The sequence below is a fragment of the Pseudomonas sp. FYR_2 genome, assembly GCF_043106425.1.
GTDB classification, from domain to species: Bacteria; Pseudomonadota; Gammaproteobacteria; order Pseudomonadales; family Pseudomonadaceae; genus Aquipseudomonas; species Aquipseudomonas monteilii.
Genome location: NZ_JBICMM010000020.1, coordinates 24,112 through 42,229, shown reverse-complemented (window position 1 = coordinate 42,229; position 18,118 = coordinate 24,112). Strand labels below are relative to the sequence as shown.

Here is an 18,118-nt window from a genome sequence, read left to right as displayed (position 1 = left end):
GTGGCCCTTTTTGACTTTACTAGTGGCTGTTTTCGAATTTCAGACGTCCGAACACTGACCATTCAGTCGGAATGATGTCGAGCATGCCCCTGCAGGGCGCCGATATGACTAGGGAAGTTGCTATTGCATGTGGCGTGAAACCAAGATTCTGCTGATCGATGACGACAGCGCGCGCCGCCGCGACCTTGCGGTGGTGCTGAACTTCCTCGGCGAAGAAAACCTCGCGTGCGCCAGCCATGACTGGCAGCAGGCGGTCGAGCCATTGTCCTCGAGCCGCGAAGTGCTGTGCGTGCTCATCGGTACCGTAAATGCTCCGGGCAATCTTGTTGGGCTACTTAAGACAGTGGCTGCCTGGGATGAGTTCCTTCCGGTTCTGCTTTTAGGTGAAATTTCTTCGGCCGAGCTGCCGGAAGACCTTCGCCGCCGTGTGCTTTCCAACCTGGAAATGCCGCCAAGCTACAGCCAGCTGCTGGATTCACTGCACCGTGCCCAGGTCTACCGCGAAATGTACGACCAGGCGCGCGAGCGTGGCCGCCAGCGCGAGCCCAATCTGTTCCGCAGCCTGGTCGGCACCAGCCGTGCCATCCAGCATGTGCGGCAGATGATGCAGCAAGTAGCCGACACCGATGCCAGCGTGTTGATCCTGGGCGAGTCGGGCACGGGCAAGGAAGTGGTGGCGCGTAACCTGCACTACCACTCCAAGCGCCGCGAAGCGCCGTTCGTGCCGGTCAACTGTGGCGCGATCCCGGCCGAGTTGCTGGAAAGCGAGCTGTTCGGCCACGAGAAGGGTGCCTTTACCGGTGCGATCACCAGCCGTGCCGGGCGTTTCGAGCTGGCCAACGGCGGTACCTTGTTCCTTGATGAAATTGGCGACATGCCGTTGCCGATGCAGGTCAAGCTGCTGCGTGTGCTGCAGGAGCGTACCTTCGAACGCGTGGGTAGCAACAAGACCCAGAGCATCGATGTGCGCATCATCGCCGCGACGCACAAGAACCTCGAGACCATGATCGAGGACGGCACCTTCCGTGAAGACCTGTATTACCGCCTGAACGTGTTCCCGATCGAGATGGCGCCGTTGCGTGAGCGGGTGGAAGACATCCCGCTGCTGATGAACGAGCTGATCTCGCGCATGGAGCACGAGAAGCGCGGTTCCATCCGCTTCAACTCTGCCTCGATCATGTCGCTGTGCCGCCACGGCTGGCCGGGTAACGTGCGTGAGCTGGCCAACCTGGTCGAGCGCATGGCGATCATGCACCCGTACGGGGTGATTGGCGTGTCCGAGTTGCCGAAGAAGTTCCGCTACGTCGATGATGAAGACGAGCAGATGGTCGACAGCCTGCGCAGCGACCTGGAAGAGCGCGTGGCGATCAATGGCCATACGCCGAACTTCAGCAACCATGCCATGCTGCCGCCAGAAGGGCTCGACCTGAAAGACTACCTCGGTAGCCTGGAGCAGGGCCTGATCCAGCAGGCGCTGGACGATGCCAACGGTATCGTTGCGCGCGCGGCTGAACGTTTGCGCATTCGCCGGACCACCCTGGTCGAGAAGATGCGCAAGTACGGCATGAGCCGCCAGGGCGGCGAGGACCAGGCAGAGGACTGATGTTGGGGTGGGTTGTTCGCCTTGGGTTTTGTGGTGAGGCGGAAATCGAGCGCCGTCCGCGCGGCGCATCGCGAGCTGCGCTCGCTCCTACGTTTGTTTTCGGCCAGTAACGCCTGTGGCAGGCGCGCGCGACCGCCTTGTTTGTAGGGCGTAATGTCGCGCCATGCGCCAAGGCGTCCGCGCGCAAATCCCCCCAGGAGCAATTGGCCCGAAATAAACGTAGGAGCGAGCGCAGCTCGCGATGCGCCGCGTGGGCGGCGCTCGATTTCCGCCCTGTCACAAAACCCAAGTCATACCCAAAGCCCCCATCCCCGGCACGGCTATTGCTACAACGCTGGCACCATACCGTTTTTATGACGGTCAGCCACGCGAGAGAGCACGATGCCCCAGGCCGCCCACGTATCCCTAGCCCCCGACCAGCAGGGGCAAACCCCGGTGGAACAGGAAAGCCGCCAGGGTGTCGAGCAAGCCTTCGCCTTGTTCAATCAGGTGTCCAGCCAGTTGAGCCAGTCCTATAGCCTGCTCGAAGCCCGGGTCAGCGAGCTCAAGGGCGAGTTGGCCGTGGTCAGTGCCCAGCGCATCGACGAACTCGGCGAGAAGGAACGCCTGGCCAACCGCCTGCAAAACCTGCTGGACCTGCTGCCTGGCGGGGTGATCGTGATCGACGGCCAGGGCCTGGTGCGTGAAGCCAACCCGGCTGCCTGCGAGTTGCTCGGTGAGCCGCTGATTGGCCAGTTGTGGCGCCAGGTGATCGCTCGCAGCTTTGCCCCGCGCAAGGACGATGGCCACGAAGTCTCGTTGCGCGACGGCCGTCGCCTGTCGATCGCCACCCGTTCGCTGGACGCCGAGCCCGGCCAACTGGTGCTGCTCAATGACCTGACTGAAACCCGTCGCCTGCAAGACCAGCTGGCGCGCCACGAGCGGTTGTCGTCGCTGGGGCGTATGGTCGCTTCGCTGGCGCATCAAATCCGTACGCCGCTGTCGGCAGCCATGCTGTACGCCAGTCATCTGGCCGATAGCGAGCAACAGCTGAGCGCGGAAACCCGCCAGCGCTTTGCCGGCACCCTGAAGGAACGTCTGCACGAACTCGAGCACCAGGTGCGCGACATGCTGGTGTTCGCCCGTGGCGAGCTGCCGCTGGGTGATCGGGTTACTCCGAAAGCCTTGTTCCAGGCGCTGCAGCAGGCGGCCCAGGTGCATGTGCAGGGGCATGCCGTGCGCTGGCAGTGTGACAGCCACCTGGGTGAGCTGCTGTGCAACCGCGACACCCTGGTGGGGGCCTTGCTCAACCTGGTCGAAAATGCCCTGCAGGCCAGCGACGGGCCGGCACGGCTGAAGGTGCACGTGTATCGCCGTGAACGCACCTTGCACCTGTGCGTCAGCGATGCTGGCTGCGGTATCGATGCCGATTTGCTCGGCCGCCTGGGTGAGCCGTTCCTGACCACCAAGGCCACCGGTACCGGTTTGGGCCTGGCCGTGGTCAAGGCCGTGGTGCGCGCACACCACGGCAGGATCAGCCTGCGTTCGAAAGTGGGCCGTGGTACTTGCGTGCGGGTAGAGCTGCCCTTGATCGACGGGCAATTGGCGGAGGGGGTGTGATGGCAATCAAGGTGCTGCTGGTCGAGGACGACCGCGTATTGCGCCAGGCGCTGGGCGATACCCTGGAAATCGGCGGTTTCGCCTACCAGGCGGTGGGCAGTGCCGAAGAAGCGCTGGACGTCGTGCTGGATGACGCCTTCAGCCTGGTGGTCAGTGACGTGAACATGCCCGGCATGGACGGGCACCAGTTGCTCAGCCAGCTGCGCCGCCAGCAACCGCAGTTGCCGGTGTTGCTGATGACCGCGCACGCCGCCGTCGAGCGTGCGGTCGAGGCGATGCGCCAGGGCGCTGCCGACTACCTGGTCAAGCCGTTCGAGCCCAAGGCGCTGCTCAGCCTGGTCGAGCGGCATGCCGCCGGGCGCGTGACCGGCGAAGAAGGGCCGGTGGCCTGCGAGCCGGCCAGCCGCCAGTTGCTGGAGCTGGCCGCCCGGGTGGCGCGCAGCGACTCGACCGTGCTGATTTCCGGCGAGTCCGGTACTGGCAAGGAAGTGCTGGCGCGCTACATTCACCAGCAGTCGCCCCGTGCCGCGCAGCCCTTCGTCGCGATCAACTGTGCGGCGATCCCCGACAATATGCTTGAGGCTACTCTGTTCGGTCACGAGAAGGGCGCCTTCACCGGCGCTATCGCTGCCCAGGCCGGCAAGTTCGAACAGGCCGAAGGTGGCACGTTGCTGCTCGACGAGATCTCGGAGATGCCCATGGCCTTGCAGGCCAAGCTGCTGCGTGTGCTGCAGGAGCGCGAGGTGGAGCGGGTAGGCGGGCGCAAGCCGATCAGCCTCGACATACGTGTACTGGCCACCACCAACCGTGACCTGGCGGGCGAGGTGGCGGCCGGGCGCTTCCGCGAAGACCTGTACTATCGCCTGTCGGTGTTTCCGCTGGCCTGGCGCCCGCTGCGCGAGCGCCCAGGCGACATCCTGCAACTGGCCGAGCGCCTGTTGGCGCGGCATGTGGCCAAGATGAAGCATGCCCCGGTGCGCCTCTCGCCCGCGGCCCGGGCCTGCCTGCAGGCGCACGCCTGGCCAGGCAACGTGCGCGAACTGGACAACGCCCTGCAGCGGGCGCTGATCCTGCAGCAAGGTGGGGTGATTGAGGCGGCGGATTTTTGTCTGGAGGGCGCCATTCCATTGTCGGCCGGCACCGAGCCATCACCTGGGGTGGTTACTGAGGCCAGCGGACTGGGTGATGACATGCGCCGCCACGAGTACCAGATGATCATCGACACCCTGCGTGCCGAGCGCGGCCGCCGCAAGGAGGCAGCCGAGCGCCTCGGGATCAGCCCGCGCACCCTACGCTACAAGCTGGCGCAGATGCGTGACGCCGGGTTCGATGTAGAAGCCAGCCTGTTCGGCTGAAGAGCTTTGGGGCCGCAAAGCGGACCCCAATTGCTTGGCTCACATACATAGGCTGGCACCTTTGTTGCTTTACGTAGGCTATCCGCCGCATGAGTGTCAAAAAAATGCGGCTGCAGGGAGAGAGAAGGGTCATGAGCCAAGGTGTTGAATTCAATCGTCTGATGTTGGACATGCGGGCCATGCAGGCCGATGCCATGTCGTTGCAGAAGGTTACTGCTGCCCCAGAGCTGGCGCCGGGGCAAAGTACCTTTGCCGACATGCTCGGCCAGGCCATCGGTAAGGTGCATGAGACTCAGCAGGCCTCGACCCAGCTGGCCAATGCCTTCGAAATCGGCAAGAGCGGCGTCGACCTGACCGACGTGATGATCGCTTCGCAAAAGGCCAGCGTGTCGATGCAGGCCCTGACCCAGGTGCGCAACAAGGTAGTCCAGGCGTACCAGGACATCATGCAGATGCCGGTTTGAGGACGGATGTAAACCATGGCTGAAGCAGTCGTCGACAACCCCCCTGCCAAGACTGGCGCGCCAGCGGCCAAGCGGCCGCTGCCCGGTATGTCGTTCCTGGAAAACATCGCACAGATGCCCATGCTGCGGCAGATCGGCCTCATGGTCGGCCTGGCGGCCAGCGTGGCGATCGGCTTTGCTGTGGTGCTGTGGTCGCAACAACCCGATTATCGTCCGTTGTACGGCAGTCTGTCGGGCATGGACACCAAGCAGGTCATGGACACCCTGGCCGCTGCTGATATCCCTTATAACGTGGAACCCAACTCGGGTGCTCTGCTGGTCAAAGCCGACGATCTCTCCCGTGCGCGCCTGAAGCTGGCCGCCGCCGGGGTGGCGCCGAGCGACGGCAACGTGGGTTTCGAGCTGCTCGACAAGGAGCAGGGCCTGGGCACCAGCCAGTTCATGGAGGCCACCCGCTACCGCCGCAGCCTGGAAGGTGAGCTGGCGCGTACTGTTTCCAGCCTGAACAATGTCAAGGGTGCACGCGTGCACCTGGCCATCCCGAAAAGCTCGGTATTCGTGCGCGATGAACGCAAGCCCAGCGCCTCGGTGCTGGTCGAGCTGTACCCGGGCCGTGCCCTGGAAGCCGGGCAGGTGATGGCCATCGTCAACCTGGTCGCCACCAGCGTGCCAGAGCTGGACAAATCACAGGTCACCGTGGTCGACCAGAAGGGCAACCTGCTGTCCGAACAGATCCAGGACTCCGCGCTCACCCAGGCCGGCAAGCAGTTCGACTACAGCCGCCGGGTGGAAAGTATGCTTACCCAGCGTGTGCACAACATCCTGCAGCCCGTGCTGGGCAACGACCGCTACAAGGCCGAAGTGTCGGCGGACCTGGACTTCAGTGCGGTGGAGTCCACCTCCGAGCAGTTCAACCCCGACCAGCCAGCGCTGCGTAGCGAGCAATCGGTCGATGAACAACGCGCCAGCAGCCAAGGGCCGCAAGGTGTGCCCGGCGCACTGAGCAACCAGCCACCTGGCGCGGCCTCGGCCCCGCAAACCACCGGTGGCGCTGCCACCCCGGCTGCGGCCATTCAGCCTGGCCAGCCGCTGGTGGATGCCAACGGCCAGCAGATCATGGACCCGGCCACCGGCCAGCCGATGCTCGCGCCGTACCCGTCGGACAAACGCCAGCAAAGCACCAAGAACTTCGAACTGGACCGTTCCATCAGCCACACCCGCCAGCAACAAGGGCGTATGACCCGCCTGTCGGTGGCCGTGGTGGTGGACGATCAGGTCAAGATCGACCCGGCCACTGGCGACAGCACGCGCGCGCCGTGGGGCGCCGAGGACCTGGCGCGCTTTACTCGCCTGGTGCAGGACGCCGTGGGCTTCGATGCCAGCCGTGGCGACAGCGTGACGGTGATCAACGTGCCATTCGCCGCCGACCGTGGCGAAGAAATTGCCGATATCGCCTTCTATCAGCAGCCGTGGTTCTGGGACATCGTCAAGCAGGTGCTGGGCGTGGTGTTCATCCTGGTGCTGGTATTCGGTGTGCTGCGACCAGTGCTGAACAACATCACGGGGGGCGGCAAGCAGGCTGCCTCGGATAGCGACATGGAGCTGGGCGGCATGGTGGGGTTGGATGGCGAATTGGCCAACGACCGCGTCAGCCTGGGTGGCCCGACAAGCATTCTGCTGCCTAGCCCGAGCGAGGGTTACGAGGCACAGCTCAACGCAATCAAAGGCCTGGTGGCCGAAGACCCGGGCCGTGTCGCCCAGGTCGTGAAAGACTGGATCAACGCCGATGAGTGATAACCGAGCCGTTACCGCCAAGCTGAGCCGCGTCGACAAAGCGGCGATCCTTCTGCTCTCGCTGGGCGAGACCGATGCGGCCCAGGTGCTGCGGCACATGGGGCCCAAGGAGGTGCAGCGGGTGGGCGTGGCCATGGCGCAGATGGGCAATGTGCACCGTGACCAGGTGGAACAGGTGATGAGCGAGTTCGTCGACATCGTCGGCGATCAGACCAGTCTGGGCGTGGGGTCCGATGCCTACATCCGCAAGATGCTCAACCAGGCCTTGGGCGAGGACAAGGCCAATGGCTTGGTCGACCGCATCCTGCTCGGTGGCAACACCAGTGGCCTGGACAGCCTGAAGTGGATGGAGCCGCGTGCTGTCGCCGACGTGATCCGCTATGAGCACCCGCAGATCCAGGCCATCGTGGTGGCGTACCTCGACCCGGACCAGGCCGGTGAAGTGCTGAGCAACTTCGACCACAAAGTGCGGCTGGACATCGTCCTGCGCGTGTCGTCGCTGAACACTGTGCAGCCAGCGGCGTTGAAAGAGCTGAACCAGATCCTCGAGAAGCAGTTCTCGGGCAACTCCAACGCGGCGCGCACCACCCTGGGCGGCATCAAGCGTGCTGCCGACATCATGAACTTCCTCGACAGCTCCGTGGAAGGTGCATTGATGGACGCGATCCGCGAAATCGACAGCGACCTGTCGGAGCAGATCGAAGACCTGATGTTCGTCTTCAACAACCTGGCCGACGTCGACGATCGCGGTATCCAGGCGCTGTTGCGCGAAGTGTCGTCCGACGTGCTGGTGGTGTCGCTCAAGGGCGCCGACGAGCGGGTCAAGGACAAGATCTTCAAGAACATGTCCAAACGTGCTTCGGAGCTGCTGCGCGACGACCTGGAGGCCAAGGGGCCGGTACGGGTCAGCGATGTGGAAACGGCACAGAAGGAAATCCTTACCATTGCCCGACGTATGGCCGAGGCTGGCGAGATCGTGCTCGGCGGCAAAGGCGCCGAGGAAATGATCTAGGTTTTTCGCGATCTGCCCGCCTACGCAGTCCCCTGTGGGAGCGGGTTTACCCGCGAAGGCGTCAGGCCAGGAGATAGAGGTTGTCGCTGCCGACGCATTCGCGGGTAAACCCGCTCCCACAGGGATTGCGACGGCTGCGCATGGTTTTGAGTACCTGAAAACATGTCCAGCAAAGAACACCACCCCAGCGACCTGATCCGCGCCCGCGACCTTGAGGGCGTGGACGTGTGGGCGCTGCCCAGCTTCGACCCGGAACCGGAGCCCGAACCGGAGCCTGAGCCTGAACCCGAGGTCATCGAGGAAGTCGAGGAAGTGCCGCTGGAAGAAGTCCAGCCGCTGACCCTGGAAGAACTCGAAGCGATCCGGCAAGAGGCCTACAACGAGGGCTTTGCCACCGGTGAGCGCGAAGGTTTTCACAGCACCCAGCTCAAGGTTCGACAGGAGGCCGAAGAGGCTCTGAAGGCCAAGCTCGAAAGCCTTGACCGGCTGATGGCCAACCTGATGGAGCCGATCGCCGAGCAGGACACGCAGATCGAGAAAACACTGGTGCATCTGGTGGCCCACATGACGCGCCAGGTGATCGGCCGCGAGCTGCGCAGCGACTCCAGCCAGATCACCCAAGTGCTGCGCGAAGCGCTCAAGCTGCTGCCCATGGGTGCAGACAATATCCGCATCCACCTCAGCCCGCAGGATTTCGAGCTGGCCAAGGCCCTGCGCGAACGCCATGAGGAAAGCTGGCGGCTGCTGGAAGACAGTGCACTGCTGCCAGGCGGTTGCCGTATCGAGACGCTTCACAGCCGTATCGATGCAACCATGGAAACGCGCATCGAAAAAGCCGTGGCACAACTGTTCGACCAATTGCACGACCACGCACTGCACCCGGCAGCGCCGGATATGGCGGTAGATCTGGCCAGCCCGGTGGATACTTCTGATGCGCCTTGAACGCACCAGCTTCGGCAAGCGCCTGGGCAGTTATGCCGAGGCCATCGAGCTGCCGGTCCAGCCCGTCGTCGAAGGCCGCCTGCTGCGCATGGTCGGGCTCACCCTGGAGGCCGAAGGCCTGCGTGCTGCGGTGGGCAGCCGTTGTCTGGTGATCAACGACGACAGTTACCACCCGGTGCAGGTCGAGGCCGAAGTCATGGGCTTTGCCGGGCCCAAGGTGTTCCTGATGCCGGTGGGCAGCATCGTCGGTATTGCACCGGGCGCGCGGGTGGTGCCGCTGGACGACGGCGGACGTCTGCCCATGGGTATGAGCATGCTCGGCCGCGTGCTCGACGGTGCCGGCCGCGCGCTGGATGGCAAGGGTGGGATGAAGGCCGAGGACTGGGTGCCGATGGACGGCCCGGTGATCAACCCGCTTAACCGCGACCCCATCAGCAAGCCGCTGGACGTGGGTATTCGCAGCATCAATGGTCTGCTTACCGTTGGCCGTGGCCAGCGGTTGGGCCTGTTTGCCGGTACCGGCGTGGGTAAATCGGTGCTGCTGGGCATGATGACTCGCTTCACCGAAGCCGAAATCATCGTGGTTGGGCTGATCGGTGAGCGGGGCCGCGAAGTGAAGGAGTTCATCGAGCATATCCTCGGTGAAGAGGGCCTCAAGCGCTCGGTGGTGGTGGCGTCGCCGGCCGACGATGCGCCGCTGATGCGTCTGCGCGCGGCCATGTACTGCACGCGCATCGCCGAGTACTTCCGCGACAAGGGCAAGAATGTGCTGTTGCTGATGGACTCCTTGACCCGTTTCGCCCAGGCCCAGCGGGAAATCGCCCTGGCCATCGGCGAACCCCCGGCCACTCGCGGTTACCCGCCATCGGTGTTCGCCAAGCTGCCCAAGCTGGTGGAGCGGGCGGGCAATGGCGAGCCGGGCGGTGGATCGATTACGGCGTTCTATACCGTGCTGTCAGAGGGCGACGACCAGCAGGACCCGATCGCCGACTCGGCGCGGGGCGTGCTTGACGGTCACTTTGTGCTGTCGCGCCGGTTGGCCGAGGAAGGCCATTACCCGGCCATCGACATCGAAGCGTCGATCAGCCGGGTCATGCCCCAGGTGGTCGATGCCGATCATTTGCGTCAGGCGCAGAAGTTCAAGCAACTGTGGTCGCGCCTGTCGCAAAGCCGCGACCTGATTAGCGTGGGTGCCTACGTGGCCGGCGGTGATCCGGAGACCGACCTGGCCATCGCCTTGCAATCGAAGCTGGTGGAGTTTCTGCGCCAAGGGCTGCACGAGAATGTGGGCATGGCGCAGAGCCGCGAACAGCTGGGGGCGATTTTCACGCCCCCGGCAGGCTGATAAGCCATGGCGCTGCCCGGACGCGCCGCGCGTCTGGCGCCGGTGGTGGACATGGCCGAGGAGGCCGAGCGTAAGGCCGCTCAGCGCCTAGGGCACTTCCAGCAGCAGGTGGCCACGGCCCAGGCCAAGTTGGCCGAGTTGGAGCGTTTTCGCGAGGACTACCAGCTGCAGTGGATCAACCGTGGCGGGCAGGGCGTGAATGGCAGCTGGCTGGTCAACTACCAGCGTTTTCTGGGGCAGCTGGAAACGGCCATGACCCAGCAGCGTCAGAGCCTGGTGTGGCACCAGAACAACCTCAACAACGCCCGTGGTACCTGGCAGCAGGCCTATGCCCGGGTGGAGGGATTGCGCAAGCTGGTGCAGCGTTACAGGGACGAAGCCCGGCGAGCCGAGGACAAGCGTGAGCAGCGGTTGCTGGACGAGTTGTCTCAGCGCTTGCCCAGCCAAAGCCATCTCTAGCCTGTGCCGGCCCTATCGCCGGTACAGGTATGACCTTGCCACCCCTGCCATCGCCTGCTAAACCTTAATGGAGTTGCATCCGCCATCATCGAAGGAATCGCTAGCATGGCAGTCGAGACTGACTTTTCGCAGGACGGGAAAAAGCTGACGATCAAGATCAAGGGGCGCTTCGATTTCGGCAAACATCAGGAATTTCGTGACGCCTACGAACGCCAGCCCGATCGCCCCGATTCGGTGATCGTCGACCTGAAAGACACCACCTACCTCGACAGTTCCGCGCTCGGCATGCTGCTGTTGTTGCGCGACCACGCGGGTGGCGATGAGTCGGATGTGCGGGTGGTGCATGCCAGCTCCGACGTGCGCAAGATACTCGCCATCTCCAATTTCGAAAAACTCTTCGATATCAGTTGAGCGCCGACATGCCGGCCGAACAGCCGTTGACCGTGCTGGTCGCCGAGGACGGTGCCGCCGACCGCCTGCTGCTGGCGCAGATCGTCCGTCGCCAGGGCCACCAGGTATTCACCGCGGAAAACGGCGAGCAGGCAGTGGCACTGTTTCAGGAGCGGTGCCCACAGCTGGTGTTGCTGGACGCGCTGATGCCGGTAATGGACGGCTTCGAGGCGGCGCGGCAGATCAAGGCCCTGGCCGGCGAGGCACTGGTGCCGATCATTTTCCTGACGTCGCTGAACGAAGAGGAAGGCCTGGTGCGCTGCCTGGAGGCGGGTGGCGATGACTTCATGGCCAAGCCCTACAGCGCGGTGATCCTCGCTGCCAAGATCCGTGCCATGGATCGGTTGCGCCGGTTGCAAGCCACTGTGCTGGAGCAGCGTGACCAGATCACCCGGCACCATCACCACCTGCTCAACGAGCAGCGGGTGGCCAAGGCCGTTTTCGACAAGGTGGCCCACTCCGGTTGCCTTTCTGCGCCCAACATCCGCTACCTGCAGTCGCCGTATGCGCTGTTCAATGGTGACCTGATGCTGGCTGCGTTCACGCCGTCCGGTGACATGCGCGTGCTGCTGGGCGACTTTACCGGCCATGGCTTGCCAGCGGCGGTTGGCGCCATGCCGCTGGCCGAGGTGTTTTACGGCATGACCGCCAAGGGTTACGGCATGGCGCCGATCCTGCGCGAGATGAACGCCAAGCTCAAACGCATCCTGCCGGTGGACATGTTCTGTTGCGCGATACTGCTCAACCTCAGCGTGCAGCGCGGCTCGGTGGAAGTGTGGAATGGCGGTATGCCCGATGGCTATCGGCTGTCGGTGGATGGCCAGGTGCTGTCAGCGCTGAGCTCGCGGCATCTGCCGCTGGGTATTCTGGCTGCCGAGCGTTTTGATGACAGCGCCGAAGTGCTTCCGTTGGCGCCGGGTGAGCGCCTGTTGCTGCTATCGGACGGCGTGCTCGACACGGCTGATGACCAGGAGCGCCTGTTCGGTGTGCAGCGCCTGCTGGCGGTGCTGGCCAACAACCGCGACCCGGTGCGGTTGTTCGACGAAGTGATGCAGGCCCTGGCGCGCTTTGGCGGGCGCCCGCGCGACGACATCAGTTTGTGTGATATTCGCATGTTCGGCGCCGAGGAGCGGGTGCCCGCGCCGATGATCTACGCTGATAGCGGTCGTTTCAGCCCGCAGGACTGGTCGCTGGGCTTCGAAGTGCGCGGCGAGAGCCTGAAGTGCTTTAACCCGATCCCTTACCTGGTGCAGTTGTTGCAGGAGATTCATGGGCTTCGTGCGCGTACCGGCAGTTTGCACAGCGTCCTCAGCGAGTTGTATTCCAATGCCCTGGAGCATGGTGTGCTAGGGCTGGACTCGCGGCTCAAGCGCGATGTGCAGGGTTTTGCCGACTATTATCAGGAGCGTGCCCGGCGCCTGGGCGTGCTGACAGACGGCTTTGTGCGCATCGATTTCAAGGTTGAACCGCTTGCCGATGGCGGGCGTCTGAGTATCGAGGTTCGCGACAGCGGTGCGGGTTTCGATGTGCAGCGGGTACTGTCGCAGCCTTCGCTGGACCAGGGGCTGAGCGGGCGTGGCCTGAACCTGGTGCGGCGGTTAGCCAGCGATGCGCGCTGGAGTGAAGGCGGGCGGTGCGCGTATGTGGCGTTCGTATGGTGAGCCACTGGCTGGCTCGGGCATAATCTGGCTTGATCAAGGAGTGAGCAAGTGACTGACATGCATATTGACCACAAGGTGCTCAGTGACCTGCGTGAGGTCATGGAGGATGGCTACCTGCAGTTGGTGCAGACGTTTCTCGACGATTCCGAGCGGCGGCTGGGCCAGTTGCACGCGGCCAAAAGCGCCGAAGAGCTGGGTGCGGCTGCCCACAGCTTCAAGGGTAGCAGCAGCAACATGGGGGCTGTAGCCCTGGCCGGCCTGTGCCAACAGCTGGAGGAGCGCGCACGGCGGCCCCCGCTGTATGGCATAGAGGACCTGATCAACCGCATCGACGAGGAATTCGTCGAGGTGCAGCGCTTCTACCGGGGTGAGCAGCAGCGTATTTCAGCGGGCTGATACACAACTTGGCGCGAGTCTTGCCTGTCTCTGAGCGGATTATTTTTTTGTTTCTGGCGCGGAGACCGCTCGATGCCTGTCGCACCCAACCCTTTGTTGCAAACCAACGCCATTGCCAGTGCCTCGCGCTCTGCCACCGCGCAGGCGGACAAACCGCTGCAGGCGCTGGGCGACAAGGGCGACGGCTTTGGCCAGGTGATGGCACGGCAGGGGCGTGAAAAGGCAGCCTCGCAGGATGACAAAGCCGCCCAGGCCAAGCCCAAGGATAAACCTGAGGCGCCAGCGTACGGCAAGAAAGACCCGGCTGACAAAACGGCTGTTGCCGATGACGGCAACAAATTGCCAGCAGACGATGTGTCCCAGGCCGATACCGGGGTGCGTGATGCCAATCTGGTGGCCGGCCAGGTCACCGACGCCCAGCCCGGTGCGCAACTGATCCAGGCCCAGGCCGAGGCGGTGGCGCCGGTGCTGCAGGCCGCCACGGCGCAGGTTGGCGCGCTGCCCGAGGAGCCTTCCGCCGAAGAGGCTTTCGACCCGGATGCAGACCCTCTGGCCAACCTGCCGACCTTGCGCCTGGCGCTGGAGCAGAGTGCGCAAGCCAAGGGGGCTACGTCGGCCCATGCCCTTGACCCTTCCCAGGCGCAGGGCGAGGAAGGCCAGGCCGCCGTCAATACCTTGGCGAATCTGGTCGAGAGTGCCGAGGGTGAGGCGGGAGAGTCTGGCGACAAGGCCTTTGGTGCCTTGCTTGAGGATGGCCTGAAGGACACCAAGAGCGCCAGCAGCGACACCCGTGTCGATGATTTCGCCAACCGCCTGGCCAGCCTGACCCAGGCTGCCACGGCCAAGACCGCCAGCGCCATGCCGGCCAACGCCAGCCCGTTGCACCAGCCGTTGCCGATGAACCAGGGGGCGTGGGCGGAAGGCTTGGTCAACCGGGTCATGTACCTGTCCAGCCAGAACCTGAAATCTGCAGACATCCAGCTGGAACCCGCAGAGCTGGGCCGCCTGGACATTCGCGTCAATGTTGCGGCGGACCAGTCGACCCAGGTCACCTTCATCAGTGGCCACGCCGGTGTGCGTGACGCCCTCGACAGTCAGGTGCACCGCCTGCGCGAGCTGTTTGCCCAACAGGGGCTGGCCCAGCCAGACGTCAACGTGGCCGACCAGTCGCGCGGGCAGCAACAGCAGCAGGGGCAGGCGCAGGGCAGTAACCTGTCCGGCGTGGCCGCGCGGCGGGCGGAGCAGGTTGGGGGTGAGGTTGTCGACAGCGCCAGGCCTGTGGAGCAACAGGTCGTTATTGGTGACAGTGCGGTCGACTTCTACGCTTGATTGCAGGTTGCTTGTACTTGCCTCTTCGCGTGCAAGCCCGTTCCCACAGGCATTTCATTGATTTCGAACCCTGTGTAGTACCTGTGGGAGCGGGCTTGCCCGCGAAGAAGGTAACGCCGCAAATCCTGCTGAAACCCATCCCCTGCAAAATCTGGCATAACACTTGCTCAAGCCAAGCCATCCTCCCTTGAACCCCCGATGGACGACGGATTATTGGCATGGCGAAGAGCGAAGCAGTCAAAGACCCCGCCACTAAAGGCAAACTCAAGCTGATCCTGCTGGCTGTCGTCGGGCTGTTGCTGGCGATCGGCCTTTCGGTGGGCGCTACCTGGTTCATCATGCACAAGAGCGAGTCGGCCCCGGCCGCCGAGCCTGCGGCCAGCAACGTCAAGCCTGCGGCCATCTACGAGGCGCTGACGCCGGCCTTCGTGGTCAATTTCAACCAGAACGGCCGCCAGCGCTACATGCAGTTGAGCATCACCCTGCAGGCGCGCAACCAGGCCGATCTGGATGCGCTGAAGGTGCACATGCCGGTGATTCGCAACAACCTGGTGATGATGTTCTCCGGGCAAGGCTTCGACACCCTGGCCAGCAGCCCGGTCGGGCAGGAGATGCTGCGTCAGAAGGCCACTGCGGTGGTGCAGGAAGTGGCCCAGAAGGAAGTCGGCAAGCCGGTCATCGACCAGTTGCTGTTCACCAATTTCGTATTGCAGTAGGAGTCCGCAATGGCCGTACAGGACCTGCTGTCCCAGGATGAAATCGATGCCCTGTTGCACGGCGTCGACGACGGGCTGGTGCAGACCGAGAGTGCATCCGAGCCTGGCAGTATCAAAAGCTACGACCTGACCAGTCAGGACCGTATCGTACGGGGTCGCATGCCGACCCTTGAAATGATCAACGAGCGTTTCGCCCGTTACACCCGTATCAGCATGTTCAACCTGCTGCGCCGTTCTGCCGACGTGGCCGTGGGCGGTGTACAGGTCATGAAGTTCGGCGAATACGTGCACTCGCTGTACGTGCCCACCAGCCTCAACCTGGTCAAGATCAAGCCGCTGCGCGGCACTTCGCTGTTCATCCTCGACGCCAAGCTGGTGTTCAAGCTGGTGGATAATTTCTTCGGCGGCGATGGCCGCCACGCCAAGATCGAAGGCCGTGAATTCACGCCTACCGAGCTGCGCGTGGTGCGCATGGTGCTGGACCAGTGCTTCGTCGACCTCAAGGAAGCCTGGCAGGCGATCATGCCGGTCACCTTCGAGTACATGAACTCCGAGGTCAACCCGGCCATGGCCAACATTGTCGGCCCCAGCGAGGCGGTGGTGGTGTCCACCTTCCACATCGAGCTGGACGGCGGCGGCGGCGACCTGCACGTCACCATGCCGTATTCGATGATCGAGCCCGTGCGCGAAATGCTCGACGCCGGTTTCCAGTCCGACCTGGACGACCAGGACGAGCGTTGGGTCAAGGCCCTACGCGAAGACGTGCTGGACGTGGCCGTGCCAATGACCGCCACGGTCGCCCGGCGCCAGTTGAAACTGCGCGACATCCTGCACATGCAGCCTGGCGACGTGATCCCGGTGGAGCTGCCCGAGCACCTGGTGTTGCGCGCCAATGGCGTGCCGGCGTTCAAGGCGCGGCTGGGTTCGCACAAGGGCAACCTGGCCCTGCAGATCATCGACCCGATCGAACGCCGCTGACGGCGTGCCGGTCGCTCATAACGAATTGAATGCCTGTCGAGGAAACCATGGCTAACGAAAACGAGATCACCTCCCCAGAGGACCAGGCGCTGGCCGATGAGTGGGCCGCGGCCCTGGAAGAAACCGGCGCGGCCGGCCAGGCCGATATCGATGCACTGCTGGGCGGTGACACCGGCAGCACCAGCGGCCCGGGCCGCCTGCCGATGGAAGAGTTCGCCAGCTCGCCGAAGCCGAACGAAAACGTCAGCCTCGAAGGCCCGAACCTGGACGTGATCCTGGACATCCCGGTGAACATTTCCATGGAAGTGGGCAGCACCGAGATCAATATCCGCAACCTGTTGCAGCTGAACCAGGGTTCGGTGATCGAGCTCGACCGCCTGGCCGGCGAGCCACTCGACGTGCTGGTCAACGGCACGCTGATCGCCCATGGCGAAGTAGTGGTGGTCAACGAGAAGTTCGGCATCCGCCTGACCGACGTGATCAGTCCCAGCGAACGTATCAAGAAGCTGCGCTGAGTGAAGGGCACGATGCGCGCCCTTGCGGCGTTGGCGGTGCTGCTGGTCAGTAACGCATGCCTGGCCGCAGCCACGCCGGCCGCTACCCCGGCGACGCCACCTGGCAGCCTTGGCGGGCAGCTGGCGCAGATGGTTTTCGGCCTGCTGCTGGTGGTGGGCCTGATCTTCTTCCTGGCCTGGATGCTGCGGCGCCTGCAGAGCACGGCGGTGAAGGGCGGGCAGGTGATCGAGATTGTCGGCAGTCGTGCCATTGGCCCGCGTGACCGCCTGTTGCTGGTGCAGGTGGGTAAGGAGCAGATCCTGATCGGCCATACCCCGGGCAGCATCGAGGCCCTGCATGTGCTGGCCGAACCCGTGGAAGTGCCGGACGGCGCTCGTCAGGCGACGCCGGAGTTTGCTCAGCGGCTGATGGAGCTGATGGGCAAAAACCCTAAGGACAACAAGTGATGAGCGGCGCGCTGCGTACGTTGTTGACTCTGGCGCTGCTGCTGGCTGCGCCGCTGGCCCTGGCTGCCGACCCGCTGTCGATCCCGGCCATTACCCTGTCCAATACCCCGGACGGGCAGCAGGAGTATTCGGTCAGCCTGCAAATCCTGCTGATCATGACTGCGCTGAGCTTCATTCCGGCGTTCGTCATCCTGATGACCAGCTTCACCCGCATCATCATCGTGTTCTCTATTCTGCGTCAGGCTCTGGGCCTGCAGCAGACACCCTCGAACCAGTTGCTGACCGGTATGGCGCTGTTCCTGACCATGTTCATCATGGCCCCGGTGTTCGACCGGGTGAACCAGGACGCCCTGCAGCCCTACCTGAAAGAGCAGATGACAGCCCAGCAGGCCATCGACAAAGCCCAGGGGCCGCTCAAGGACTTCATGTTGGCGCAAACCCGGCAAAGCGACCTCGACCTGTTCATGCGCCTGTCCAAGCGTACCGACATCGCAGGCCCCGATCAGGTGCCGCTGACCATTCTGGTGCCGGCTTTCGTCACTTCCGAGTTGAAGACCGCTTTCCAGATCGGTTTCATGATCTTCATCCCGTTCCTGATCATCGACATGGTGGTGGCCAGTGTGCTGATGGCCATGGGTATGATGATGCTGTCGCCGCTGATCATCTCGCTACCGTTCAAGATCATGCTGTTCGTGCTGGTGGATGGCTGGGCGCTGATCATGGGCACCCTGGCCAGCAGTTTCGGCGGCGTCTGACGCCGTCAAGGAGAGCCGCCGATGACACCTGAAGTTGCTGTCGACCTGTTCCGTGATGCCCTGTGGCTGACCACCCTGCTGGTCGCCGTGCTGGTGGTGCCGAGCCTGTTGGTGGGCCTGATGGTGGCGATGTTTCAGGCCGCCACGCAGATCAACGAGCAGACCCTGAGCTTTCTGCCGCGCCTGCTGGTGATGTTGATTACGCTGATTATCGCCGGGCCGTGGCTGGTGCAGAAGTTCATGGAGTACATCACCAGCCTTTACACCAGCATCCCGCAGCTGATTGGTTGACGTGGCG

The 18,118-nt window shown here is 63.6% G+C and carries 19 protein-coding genes; all 19 read left to right on the top strand.

The features are described 5' to 3' along the window. Positions 1-127: 127 nt before the first annotated feature. Positions 128-1,603: a transcriptional regulator FleQ gene (fleQ, locus tag ACF8R4_RS10265; protein WP_392492328.1), complete on the top strand. Its 1,476-nt coding sequence runs from the start codon at positions 128-130 to the stop codon at positions 1,601-1,603. Positions 1,604-1,984: 381 nt separating this feature from the next. After that, positions 1,985-3,202 carry a PAS domain-containing sensor histidine kinase gene (locus ACF8R4_RS10260; RefSeq protein WP_104834229.1) on the top strand — a complete coding sequence of 406 codons (1,218 nt, stop codon included), beginning with the start codon at positions 1,985-1,987 and terminating at the stop codon, positions 3,200-3,202. Then, on the top strand, positions 3,202-4,557 hold the full coding sequence (locus tag ACF8R4_RS10255) for a sigma-54 dependent transcriptional regulator (RefSeq protein ID WP_060499585.1): 1,356 nt from the start codon (positions 3,202-3,204) through the stop codon (positions 4,555-4,557). The genes ACF8R4_RS10260 and ACF8R4_RS10255 overlap by 1 nt, the downstream gene beginning before the upstream one ends. A 131-nt stretch (positions 4,558-4,688) precedes the next feature. Continuing rightward, on the top strand, positions 4,689-5,021 hold the full coding sequence (gene fliE, locus ACF8R4_RS10250; protein WP_392492327.1) for a flagellar hook-basal body complex protein FliE: 333 nt from the start codon (positions 4,689-4,691) through the stop codon (positions 5,019-5,021). Positions 5,022-5,036: 15 nt separating this feature from the next. Then, the gene (fliF, locus tag ACF8R4_RS10245) at positions 5,037-6,815 is read left to right on the top strand and encodes a flagellar basal-body MS-ring/collar protein FliF (protein WP_105946092.1); all 1,779 of its coding nucleotides are present in this window, start codon (positions 5,037-5,039) and stop codon (positions 6,813-6,815) included. Beyond that, positions 6,808-7,827 (top strand): flagellar motor switch protein FliG, encoded by a 1,020-nt coding sequence (fliG, locus tag ACF8R4_RS10240; protein ID WP_003254434.1) that lies wholly within the window; start codon positions 6,808-6,810, stop codon positions 7,825-7,827. The genes fliF and fliG overlap by 8 nt, the downstream gene beginning before the upstream one ends. A 162-nt stretch (positions 7,828-7,989) precedes the next feature. Further along, positions 7,990-8,769: a flagellar assembly protein FliH gene (gene fliH, locus ACF8R4_RS10235; protein ID WP_104834231.1), complete on the top strand. Its 780-nt coding sequence runs from the start codon at positions 7,990-7,992 to the stop codon at positions 8,767-8,769. Then, positions 8,759-10,114 (top strand): flagellar protein export ATPase FliI, encoded by a 1,356-nt coding sequence (gene fliI / locus ACF8R4_RS10230; protein WP_060499588.1) that lies wholly within the window; start codon positions 8,759-8,761, stop codon positions 10,112-10,114. Before fliH ends, fliI begins: the two co-directional genes overlap by 11 nt. A 6-nt stretch (positions 10,115-10,120) precedes the next feature. Further along, a complete protein-coding gene (gene fliJ, locus ACF8R4_RS10225) occupies positions 10,121-10,573 on the top strand; it encodes a flagellar export protein FliJ (RefSeq protein WP_104834232.1) in 453 nt (150 codons plus the stop codon). Between the two features lie 105 nt (positions 10,574-10,678). Continuing rightward, entirely contained in the window at positions 10,679-10,984 is a 306-nt protein-coding gene (locus tag ACF8R4_RS10220; protein ID WP_016711787.1) for an STAS domain-containing protein, read from the top strand. A gap of 8 nt (positions 10,985-10,992) precedes the next feature. Then, positions 10,993-12,684, top strand: coding sequence for a fused response regulator/phosphatase (locus tag ACF8R4_RS10215; protein WP_186723206.1), 1,692 nt, complete (start codon positions 10,993-10,995; stop codon positions 12,682-12,684). A 48-nt stretch (positions 12,685-12,732) separates the two neighbouring features. Further along, complete coding sequence (locus ACF8R4_RS10210; protein WP_060499591.1) at positions 12,733-13,080, top strand: Hpt domain-containing protein; 348 nt, start codon at positions 12,733-12,735, stop codon at positions 13,078-13,080. A gap of 72 nt (positions 13,081-13,152) precedes the next feature. Beyond that, positions 13,153-14,409 (top strand): flagellar hook-length control protein FliK, encoded by a 1,257-nt coding sequence (locus tag ACF8R4_RS10205; RefSeq protein WP_060499592.1) that lies wholly within the window; start codon positions 13,153-13,155, stop codon positions 14,407-14,409. Between the two features lie 218 nt (positions 14,410-14,627). Further along, on the top strand, positions 14,628-15,125 hold the full coding sequence (fliL, locus tag ACF8R4_RS10200; RefSeq protein WP_025753836.1) for a flagellar basal body-associated protein FliL: 498 nt from the start codon (positions 14,628-14,630) through the stop codon (positions 15,123-15,125). A gap of 9 nt (positions 15,126-15,134) precedes the next feature. After that, positions 15,135-16,103 carry a flagellar motor switch protein FliM gene (gene fliM / locus ACF8R4_RS10195; RefSeq protein ID WP_012273501.1) on the top strand — a complete coding sequence of 323 codons (969 nt, stop codon included), beginning with the start codon at positions 15,135-15,137 and terminating at the stop codon, positions 16,101-16,103. A gap of 47 nt (positions 16,104-16,150) precedes the next feature. After that, entirely contained in the window at positions 16,151-16,618 is a 468-nt protein-coding gene (gene fliN, locus ACF8R4_RS10190; RefSeq protein ID WP_025753835.1) for a flagellar motor switch protein FliN, read from the top strand. Between the two features lie 12 nt (positions 16,619-16,630). Continuing rightward, positions 16,631-17,065, top strand: a complete 435-nt coding sequence (fliO, locus tag ACF8R4_RS10185; protein ID WP_104835427.1) for a flagellar biosynthetic protein FliO — start codon at positions 16,631-16,633, stop codon at positions 17,063-17,065. Further along, positions 17,065-17,820, top strand: coding sequence for a flagellar type III secretion system pore protein FliP (gene fliP / locus ACF8R4_RS10180; RefSeq protein ID WP_003254415.1), 756 nt, complete (start codon positions 17,065-17,067; stop codon positions 17,818-17,820). The genes fliO and fliP overlap by 1 nt, the downstream gene beginning before the upstream one ends. Before the next feature lie 21 nt (positions 17,821-17,841). Continuing rightward, positions 17,842-18,111 carry a flagellar biosynthesis protein FliQ gene (fliQ, locus tag ACF8R4_RS10175; RefSeq protein ID WP_016711779.1) on the top strand — a complete coding sequence of 90 codons (270 nt, stop codon included), beginning with the start codon at positions 17,842-17,844 and terminating at the stop codon, positions 18,109-18,111. Positions 18,112-18,118: the final 7 nt, after the last annotated feature.

Excerpts from the sequence above, each read along its gene's own strand:
- ACF8R4_RS10255 (WP_060499585.1), top strand. The coding sequence starts at position 3,202 with ATGGCAATCAAGGTGCTGCTGGTCGAGGACGACCGCGTATTGCGCCAG.
- fliM (WP_012273501.1), top strand. The coding sequence starts at position 15,135 with ATGGCCGTACAGGACCTGCTGTCCCAGGATGAAATCGATGCCCTGTTG.
- fliH (WP_104834231.1), top strand. The coding sequence starts at position 7,990 with ATGTCCAGCAAAGAACACCACCCCAGCGACCTGATCCGCGCCCGCGAC.
- fliJ (WP_104834232.1), top strand. The coding sequence starts at position 10,121 with ATGGCGCTGCCCGGACGCGCCGCGCGTCTGGCGCCGGTGGTGGACATG.
- fliL (WP_025753836.1), top strand. The coding sequence starts at position 14,628 with ATGGCGAAGAGCGAAGCAGTCAAAGACCCCGCCACTAAAGGCAAACTC.
- ACF8R4_RS10205 (WP_060499592.1), top strand. The coding sequence starts at position 13,153 with ATGCCTGTCGCACCCAACCCTTTGTTGCAAACCAACGCCATTGCCAGT.
- ACF8R4_RS10260 (WP_104834229.1), top strand. The coding sequence starts at position 1,985 with ATGCCCCAGGCCGCCCACGTATCCCTAGCCCCCGACCAGCAGGGGCAA.
- fliQ (WP_016711779.1), top strand. The coding sequence starts at position 17,842 with ATGACACCTGAAGTTGCTGTCGACCTGTTCCGTGATGCCCTGTGGCTG.
- fliE (WP_392492327.1), top strand. The coding sequence starts at position 4,689 with ATGAGCCAAGGTGTTGAATTCAATCGTCTGATGTTGGACATGCGGGCC.
- fliG (WP_003254434.1), top strand. The coding sequence starts at position 6,808 with ATGAGTGATAACCGAGCCGTTACCGCCAAGCTGAGCCGCGTCGACAAA.
- fliN (WP_025753835.1), top strand. The coding sequence starts at position 16,151 with ATGGCTAACGAAAACGAGATCACCTCCCCAGAGGACCAGGCGCTGGCC.
- fleQ (WP_392492328.1), top strand. The coding sequence starts at position 128 with ATGTGGCGTGAAACCAAGATTCTGCTGATCGATGACGACAGCGCGCGC.
- fliI (WP_060499588.1), top strand. The coding sequence starts at position 8,759 with ATGCGCCTTGAACGCACCAGCTTCGGCAAGCGCCTGGGCAGTTATGCC.
- ACF8R4_RS10220 (WP_016711787.1), top strand. The coding sequence starts at position 10,679 with ATGGCAGTCGAGACTGACTTTTCGCAGGACGGGAAAAAGCTGACGATC.
- fliO (WP_104835427.1), top strand. The coding sequence starts at position 16,631 with ATGCGCGCCCTTGCGGCGTTGGCGGTGCTGCTGGTCAGTAACGCATGC.
- fliF (WP_105946092.1), top strand. The coding sequence starts at position 5,037 with ATGGCTGAAGCAGTCGTCGACAACCCCCCTGCCAAGACTGGCGCGCCA.
- ACF8R4_RS10215 (WP_186723206.1), top strand. The coding sequence starts at position 10,993 with ATGCCGGCCGAACAGCCGTTGACCGTGCTGGTCGCCGAGGACGGTGCC.
- fliP (WP_003254415.1), top strand. The coding sequence starts at position 17,065 with ATGAGCGGCGCGCTGCGTACGTTGTTGACTCTGGCGCTGCTGCTGGCT.